The 8,044-nt window shown below is 70.5% G+C and carries 6 protein-coding genes; 2 read left to right on the top strand and 4 right to left on the bottom strand.

Annotated elements, in window-relative coordinates; translation table 11 throughout:
* Positions 1-271: 271 nt before the first annotated feature.
* Positions 272-3,415 (top strand): ATP-binding protein, encoded by a 3,144-nt coding sequence (locus tag ACTWQN_RS26980; RefSeq protein ID WP_443206379.1) that lies wholly within the window; start codon positions 272-274, stop codon positions 3,413-3,415.
* A gap of 182 nt (positions 3,416-3,597) precedes the next feature.
* Here ACTWQN_RS26980 and ACTWQN_RS26975 read toward each other — a convergent pair whose 3' ends face one another.
* Positions 3,598-4,416 (bottom strand): ABC transporter permease, encoded by an 819-nt coding sequence (locus tag ACTWQN_RS26975; protein WP_443206378.1) that lies wholly within the window; start codon positions 4,414-4,416, stop codon positions 3,598-3,600.
* Positions 4,413-5,363, bottom strand: a complete 951-nt coding sequence (locus ACTWQN_RS26970) for an ATP-binding cassette domain-containing protein (RefSeq protein WP_443206377.1) — start codon at positions 5,361-5,363, stop codon at positions 4,413-4,415. Before ACTWQN_RS26970 ends, ACTWQN_RS26975 begins: the two co-directional genes overlap by 4 nt.
* Before the next feature lie 104 nt (positions 5,364-5,467).
* Between ACTWQN_RS26970 and ACTWQN_RS26965 the strand changes: the two genes are divergently transcribed.
* On the top strand, positions 5,468-6,469 hold the full coding sequence (locus ACTWQN_RS26965) for an endonuclease/exonuclease/phosphatase family protein (protein WP_443206376.1): 1,002 nt from the start codon (positions 5,468-5,470) through the stop codon (positions 6,467-6,469).
* A gap of 72 nt (positions 6,470-6,541) precedes the next feature.
* Here the strand turns inward: ACTWQN_RS26965 and ACTWQN_RS26960 are convergent, their stop codons facing one another.
* Together ACTWQN_RS26960 and ACTWQN_RS26955 are read right to left on the bottom strand one after the other, a co-directional pair.
* Entirely contained in the window at positions 6,542-6,850 is a 309-nt protein-coding gene (locus tag ACTWQN_RS26960; protein WP_443206375.1) for an antibiotic biosynthesis monooxygenase family protein, read from the bottom strand.
* Positions 6,851-7,072: 222 nt separating this feature from the next.
* The gene (locus tag ACTWQN_RS26955) at positions 7,073-8,032 is read right to left on the bottom strand and encodes a DUF1444 domain-containing protein (RefSeq protein WP_443206374.1); all 960 of its coding nucleotides are present in this window, start codon (positions 8,030-8,032) and stop codon (positions 7,073-7,075) included.
* Positions 8,033-8,044: the final 12 nt, after the last annotated feature.

Raw genomic sequence — 8,044 nt, 5'->3', positions numbered from 1 at the left:
TTTCGCGAGACAAGCCCACGTCTCGTGGGGTGGAGGTGCCGGTTTCGCGCGAAATCGCCAGTTCTCCTACCTGCACCGGCACGAGGTTCGAGGCATAACAACGATGGCCGAAGCGCAGCGACCCGGAGATGCCAGATCTGCCTGCGACTACGGCACGTCGGCGCGCCGGTAGCCGAACTGGCGGTCCCGGCGGTGAGCTGGGGTCGCACCGGCCGGTGCCGACCCCATTAATCGTGGGCGCTGGTCCTGCGGTTTCTGGGAAGCTGGTCGGGTGCGCGTGGCGATGCTGGGGCCCTTCCGGCTGAGCGCACCCGATGGCCGCGCGGTCGAGGTCGGCGGCCTCCGGGTGCGCACGCTCCTCGCGCGACTCGCGCTCGACGCTGGCCGCACCGTCGCCACCGAGGTCCTCATCGCGGACCTCTGGGGCTCCGCCCAACCCTCCGGCGCGCTGAACGCGCTCCAGTCCCTGGTGTCTCGCGCGCGCCGCGCGCTCGCCGGGTCGCTGGAGCTGCGCTCGGACCAGTCGGGCTACGCCCTCCAGGTCGCTCCCGACGATGTCGACGCCATCCGCTTCGCCAGGCTCGCGGCCGATGGCCGCCGCCTGCTGCGCGCTGGCCACGTCGACGCTGCCGCGGGCACGCTCCGCGAGGCGCTGGTGCTGTGGCGGGGTGGCGCTCTCGTCGACTTCGTCGACGCGCCGTTCGTCGAAGCGCAGGCCGCGCGGTTGGAGGAACTTCGTCTCGCTGCGCTCGCAGACCGGGTGGATGCGGATCTGCAGGCTGGTCGTCATGTCGATCTCGTGCCTGAGCTCGAAGGTCTCTGCGCGCGCTATCCGCTGCGCGAGCGGCTCGCGGCGTTGCGGATCCGGGCGCTCTACGCCTGCGGCAGGCAGGCTGATGCGTTCGCGGTTTACGAGACGCTGCGCCGCCGCTTGGACGACGAGCTAGCCGTGGAGCCGTCGCAGGAGCTCAAGGATCTGCACGTGGCGATGCTGCGCGGTGATCCGGCGCTGGCGCCGCGCCCGGAGTCTCGCCGGGAGCCGAGCCAGCCGGTGCTGCCGACGCGGTTGAGCAGTTTCGTCGGCCGGGAACGCGAGATCGAGCTGGTTCGGTCGGAGCTCGCGAATTCGCGGCTGGTGACGCTGTTCGGCCCCGGTGGTGCTGGCAAGACGCGGCTGGCGATCGAGGCGGCCGCCGGGGTTTCGGATCAGCGGGTGTGGTTCGTTGAGCTCGCGCCGGTGCGCGATGCGCACGACGTGACGTCGGCGGTGCTCACCGCGCTCGGGGTCCGCGAAACGCGGTTGTTGGAAGCGCCGAAGACCCATGCGTTGAGCCGGGTGGCGGACGTGTGCTCGGCCGAGCCGACGTTGCTGGTGCTGGACAACTGCGAACACGTGATCAACGCCGCCGCCGAGTTCGTGCAGGAGGTGATGGGCCGGTCTCCGCAGCTGCGGGTGCTCGCGACCAGCCGGGAGCCGTTGGCGTTGACCGGGGAGAAGTTGCTGCCCGTTGGGCCCTTGGCGTTGCCGCAGTCCGACGATCCGGCGCCGGAGACTGCCGCGGTGCGGCTCTTCGCCGATCGGGCAGCCGCTGCCCGGCCCGATTTCGTCCTCGACGAGCGCAACACCGGTGATGTCGTGGCGATCTGCCGTGGGCTGGACGGCATGCCGTTGGCGATCGAGCTGGCGGCGGCTCGGCTGCGGGCGATGAGCGTCCGGCAGGTCGCCGATCGCCTCGACGACCGATTCCGCTTGCTCACCAACGGCAACCGCGCCGCGATGCCGCGGCACCGGACGTTGCGCGCGGTGGTGGAGTGGAGTTGGGATCTGCTGACCCCTCCGGAGCAGGTGCTGGCCAGGCGCCTGTCGGTGTTCGCCGGGAACGCATCGGCCGACGCGGTCTCCGCGGTGTGCGCGGACGCCGGGCTGCCCGCCGCCGAGGTGTTCTACGTGCTCATCTCGCTGGTGGAGAAATCCTTGGTGGAGGCCGTGGATTCGGAGCTGGGCATGCGGTACCGGATGTTGGAGACGGTGCGCGCGTTCTGCGCCGAGCAACTCGACGCGGCCGGAGAGCGGGACGTCCTGCGCACCTCCCACGCGGTGCACTTCGTCGAGTTCGCCGAGACCGCCGCGCCGAACCTGCACGCCGCGGACCAGATCGAGTGGCTGGACCGGTTGGACGCCGACCACGACAACATCATCGCGGCCCTGCACTGGGCGACCGAGTCCGGCGACGCGGACCGCGCGATTCGGCTGGGTGCGGCGCTGTGCTGGTACTGGTCGATGGCCGCGCAGCACGGCGAATTGAACAGCCGGTTGGACGCGGTGGCGGCGCTGCCGGGCGCCGCGCCACCGGCGAGTCGGGCGATCATCGACCTGATGCGGGTGATCACCAGCAACACCCCGGACTGGTTCCAGCGGCTCCAGTCGGCAGTCACGGTGGTCCGCGACACCGACGCGCAGTCCCGGTACCTGTACGCGGCGATCATGGAGCCGGTCGGCTGGTTGCTCACCGACGAACTGTCCGAAATGGACGATTGCGTCGAGCGGTCGCTGCGGCATCCACATCCGTGGGTGCGCAGCGCGGGGTTGTTCTGCCGGGCCTTCGGCGCCGAGCACACCGGGAATCCCGCGGACGGCGAGAAGGACATGTTGGCCGCGCTGGCCGAGTTCCAGCAGATCGGTGACCGGTGGGGCACCGCCAGCGCCATCACCAGCATCGCCGAGTACCGGTCGCGGCGCGGCGATCATGAGGGCGCCATCGAAGCACTCCAGGAATCCGCCGCGACGCTGCGCGAACTGCGGTCCACCGATGACCTGGTGCCGGTGCTGGTGCGAATCGGCATGGAGCGGCTGCGCGCCGGGGACGTCGCAGCCGCGTGGTCCGATCTGCGGCACGCCGAGCAAATCGGCCGAAACGCGGTTTCCTACCACCGGATCGGGACGCTGAGCGGACTTGCCGAAGCAGCCCGGATCTCCGGTGATCGAGCAGCGGCCCGCGAATACCTGGCCAAGGCGCGAACCGCGTTGGGAGAGACGACGGTGGCCCCGCAGCCGTTCCGACAACTGGAGCTGACCTGCGAGGCGCGGCTGTGCATCGACGAGAACCGGCTCGACGAGGCGAAGGCGAAGCTCGCCGAAGCCCTCGTCGCGGGCCTGGACGTCCGGGACATGCCGATGAACGCGACGCTCGCCGAGCAAGCGGCCCGAGCGGAGTTCGTCGGCGGCAAGCCCGAGCGGGCGGCACGCCTGCTCGGCGTCGCCGTCGCGCTGCGCGGGCTGCTCGACGAAGGCGACCCGGAGGTGCGAGCGCTGCGGCGCGAGCTCGACGGGGAGCACTGCGCGGAGCGCGACAGCGCGGCGGCGCAGCCGCGCGACGACGCCTTGGCCGAGCTCCGCGACGCGCTCGGCGTTTGAGCGTTCAGTCCCGCCATGTCTTCGGTCGTGTTCCGCGTGCCGGTGCGGATGGCGGTGTTGGCGATTTCGCGCGAAATCGCCGCTTCCCGTGAGGAGCGGGTGGCGGCTTCGCGCGAAATCGCCACCCGCCCGCTACGCAACGCAAAACGAGCTCGAAGACGGGCTCTCTCACGACCCAGCGTTCACACCCGGCGGCGGTAGGCCCACATCGCGAGTGGGAAGAACACCGCGACGATCGCCACCATCCAGATCACGGTGGCCGTCAGCGGTCCGGCGACCGGGCCGCCGATCATCAGGCCGCGCGTGGTGTCCGCGAGCTTGGTGACCGGGTTGACGTTCACCCACGCCTGCAGCCAGCCGGGCATCGTCTCGGTCGGCACGAACACGTTGCTGCCCATGGTCAACGGGAACATGAAGGCCATCGCCACCCCGGGCAGCGCCTGCTGGCTCTTGATCAACATGCCGAGGAACACCGTGATCCAGCACATCGCCAGGGCGAAGACGATCACCACCACGATCGCGGCCAGCGCGGAAAGCGGATCGGTCTGGATCCGGAAGCCCATGATCGTTGCGAAGACCAGCAGCACCGCCAACGACACCAGGTACCGCACGATGTCGCCGAGCACCGCGCCGATCAGCGGAGCCGAGCGGGCCACCGGCAGGCTTCGGAACCGGTCGAACACGCCCTTGGAGATGTCGGTGTTGAGCTGCCATCCGGTGCCGAGGCTGGCGAAGACCATGTTCATCGCCATCACCCCGGGCAGCGTGAGCTGCAGGTAGGAGCCGGTGTCCCCGGCGATCGCCCCGCCGAAGAGGTAGACGAACATGACGAGGAACAGGATCGGCTGGATGGTGACGTCGATCAGGCCTTCGGGCGACTTGCGGATCTTCAGGGCGCTGCGACCGGCCAGCGTCAGCCCGTGCCGCATCGTGCGCACCAGGCCGATGCGTTCCGGCGCCGTCGTCGGCGTGGTCGGCGAGTGTTCGAGCGTGGCGGTCATGCGGCGTCCTCCTCGACTGCTTTGCCCGTGATGGCCAGGAACACCTCGTCCAGGCTGGGCAGGCGCAGCGCGAGCTCGTCGGCGGTGATCCCGGCGTCGTCCAGCCGACGCACCAGGGTGGACAGCAGCACCGGGTCGTCGACCGATGTGGTGAGCAGCCCGCTGTCGTCGCGCGTGGTCGGCTCGGTGCCGGTGAGTTCGGCGAGGATCCGGCGCACCGCTGTCACGTTCGCCAGATCGGTGGGTCGCACCTGCAGGGTCTGCCCGCCGACGCGGCGTTTGAGCTCGTCGGCTCGGCCGTCAGCGACCACCCGGCCGTGGTCGATCACGCTGATCCGGTCGGCCAGCTGATCGGCTTCCTCCAGGTATTGGGTGGTCAGCAGCACCGTGACGCCCTCGGCGGAGAGCGTGCGAACCATGTCCCACACCTGGTTGCGGCTGCGCGGGTCGAGCCCGGTGGTGGGCTCGTCCAGGTAGAGGATTTCGGGGCGGCCGACCAGGCTCGCCGCGAGGTCCAGGCGGCGCCGCATCCCGCCTGAATAGGTCTTGGTGGCACGCCCGCCAGCCTCGGTCAGGCCGAAGCGGTCGAGCAGTTCGGCGGCCCGCGTCCGCGCGTCGCCGCGCGGCATTTCCAGCAGTCGACCGATGAGCACCAGGTTCTCCAGGCCGGTCAGCTCCTCGTCGACCGAGGCGTACTGGCCGGTGAGCCCGATGCGGCTGCGCACCGCGACCGGCTGGCGCAGCACGTCGTACCCGGCGATCGTCGCCCGCCCGGCGTCCGGGCGCAGCAGGGTGGCCAGGATGCGCACCGCGGTGGTCTTGCCCGCGCCGTTGGGGCCAAGCACGCCGAGGATCGTCCCGGTGGGAGCGGCGAGGTCCACCCCGGCCAGCGCGGTGGTGGAGCCGAATCGTTTGACCAGGCCTTCAGCCTGGATGGCCAGTGCCATGCAACCTCCTTCGGGGCTGGTGCATCCCAATATCGGCGGGGGTCCTGACAGGTCGCGCACAGGTCGCTGACAGGCTGGGTGGCGCGGACGACAAGGGGAATCACATGGATCGGACCCGGTTGGCCGAGCCCGAGCGGGCGGAACAGCCGCGGCGCAAGCCGGGCGGCGTCGCGGTCACCGCGCTGCTGCTGTTGGCCGCGTTCGGCTTCCTGGCCTGGGCCGCGCTGCCGCTGGCCGGGCTGGACACCAACAGGTACACCGTCGGGCTGGTCGCGCTGACCCAGTACGCGGCGCTGACGGGCATCGTGCTGACGCTGCTGGGGCTGCTGCTGCGCCGGTGGCTGACCGCGCTGGTGGTCGGTCTGGTCACGGTTGCCCTGGTGCTCTTCGTCGCGCCGCGCGCCATTCCCGACACGACTCCGGCGCAGGGGGTGCCGCTGCGGGTGCTGTCGCTGAACACCTACGTCGGCGGGGCCGATGCGGCGCAGCTGGTGGGTCTGGTGCGGCAGAGCCGGGTCGACGTGCTCAGCCTGCAGGAACTGACGCCCGAAATGGTGAGCGCACTGGATGCCGCCGGGCTCGCCGGGGAATTGCCGTACCGGGTGTTCCAGGCGGGGCCGAAGGCGGACGGTTCGGGACTCGCCTCCCGCTATCCGCTGCGGGAACTGTCGCTGGTGCCGAAGACGACGCTGGCCCAACCCTCGGCGCGGGTGGACCTGCCGGGTGCGCAGGACGTCGAGTTCGTCGCGGTGCACCCGCTGTACCCGATGGGCCGGGACACGACCGAGGTCTGGGCCCGGGATCTCGCCGCGCTACCGGCGCCTCCTGAGGACGACACGCCGCGGGTGCTGGCGGGCGACTTCAACGCGACGCTGGACCACACCCGCCTCAAGTACCTGATCGGTCGCGGCTACACCGACGCCGCGGCGGCGACCGGCGGCGGGCTGCATCCGACCTGGCCGGGCCCCGGCTCGTGGTTCCCGCCCCCGGTCACGATCGACCACGTCCTGACCAGCGCGGGCGTCGCGCCGCAGTCCTACCGGACCTTCGACGTGGCGGGCGCCGACCACCGAGCGATCTTCGTCGAACTCGTGATCACCGGCTGACCGCGCAGCGCGGGGTCGGTTTTCCGAGGAGGCGGCGGGGGCACCCGGGTTCGCTCGGGTGCCCCGCAATTTTCACTCGCCTGGATGGGATTGCTGGATGAGCTCGAATTCCAGCAGGCTGGAGCCGCTGGCCACCGGGTTCTTGACCTCCCCGGCGTGCGCCTCCTTCGCCGGGCCGCTGACCCAGGCCTGGAACGCCTCCTCGGACTCCCACTTGGTGTACACGAAGTAGCGGTTGTCGCCCTTGACCGGGCGCAGCAGTTCGAAGCCCAGGAACCCGGGCGCGCTGTCCACCGAGCCGTGCCGCGCGGCGAACCGCTTCTCCAGCTCCGGGCCCGCGCCTTCGGGCACCTCGATCGCGTTGATCTTCACAACAGTCATGCCCCAAGGCTAATCATCGCAACGGGGGAACGCTGTTGTGATCTGAGGCGGGGGCCGCCGTCTGCAAAGCGGTACGCCTGGTGGTGCGGGTCGTCGCCGAGGTTGGGTCGAGGCGTGGCTTTGCCGCTGAGGCGGCCGCCCCATCCGCTCCACCGCCAGCGTCGACGGCGGCCGCACCGCACTGATGTCCGCGCCGGACTCCAAGGCGCACCACGGAGATCGCTAGTCGGCGTCCGGGTCGGTCTCCTCGAACACGCTGAGCGCGCCCTGCTGGTACCAGTACGCGTCGTCGCTGAGGCCGTAGCCGACCTCGGCCTCGTCGAGGTGATCGCGCGCCACGTCGGCGACCGCCGTGACCACCAGGTCCAACGCGTCGGGCTCGGCCGCCTCCGCCACCAGCAAGGTGTCCTGCGAGGGCACGGCCAGCACCACGCCGCGCTCCGCCAGCTCCGGCGCGACTTCGTCGAGCAGCAGCACCCACGCGGCGTTCTCGGCCGTGAGCAGGGTGATCGTCTCGACCTGTTGCCCGTCTTCGTCGGAGACTTCGACGACCAACTCCTCCCAGGTCGGCATCCCCTCCTCGCGGCGCAGGTTCGCCAGGGCCACCTCGACCAGCCGGTCCGGCTCCACCCCCCAGGCCTGCACCGCCGCGTTGTGCACCTGCGTGTCGATCTCGGGCTCGTCCTCGTCCTCGTCGGTCGACGGCGTGCCCGCCACGACCAGCCCGATCCAGAGCCCGTCGGCCAGCGGCAGCCGGAACCAGTCCTCGGCTTCGTAGGCCTCGTCGACCTCCTCGGCTTCCTCGGGCTCGTCGTCATAACGCGGGCTGCCGTCGAACAGGTGGATCCGCAGGCTGTCCCGGACCTGCTCGAACGTGGCCTGCTCCAACCACTCCGCCTGGGCCTCCGCCGCGCTCCAGTCGTCGATCTGGCCGAAGATCAGACCCTCCCAGTCCTCCCGGGGCTCCGCCGCGCACCGCTTGGCGAGTTGCGCGAGCGAGAACGCGTAGATGTCCGAGTGGACACCGGCGGCAAGTTCGACGAACCCCGATTCGATCTCCTGCCCCGCAGCCCCGAAGCAGTCGCAGGCATCGTCGACCTCTTCGCGGAACGCCTCGAACTGGTCGACGTCGAAGAAGCCGCACCAAGTGGGGACTTCTTCCGCAGCAATAGTTTGTGCCATACGGCCGAACGC

Source organism: Saccharopolyspora antiqui (assembly GCF_052246905.1).
GTDB lineage: Bacteria > Actinomycetota > Actinomycetes > Mycobacteriales > Pseudonocardiaceae > Saccharopolyspora.
This window is presented reverse-complemented; position numbering and strand designations above follow the sequence as displayed.

Excerpts from the sequence above, each read along its gene's own strand:
- ACTWQN_RS26965 (WP_443206376.1), top strand. The coding sequence starts at position 5,468 with ATGGATCGGACCCGGTTGGCCGAGCCCGAGCGGGCGGAACAGCCGCGG.
- ACTWQN_RS26955 (WP_443206374.1), bottom strand. The coding sequence starts at position 8,032 with ATGGCACAAACTATTGCTGCGGAAGAAGTCCCCACTTGGTGCGGCTTC.
- ACTWQN_RS26960 (WP_443206375.1), bottom strand. The coding sequence starts at position 6,850 with ATGACTGTTGTGAAGATCAACGCGATCGAGGTGCCCGAAGGCGCGGGC.
- ACTWQN_RS26975 (WP_443206378.1), bottom strand. The coding sequence starts at position 4,416 with ATGACCGCCACGCTCGAACACTCGCCGACCACGCCGACGACGGCGCCG.
- ACTWQN_RS26970 (WP_443206377.1), bottom strand. The coding sequence starts at position 5,363 with ATGGCACTGGCCATCCAGGCTGAAGGCCTGGTCAAACGATTCGGCTCC.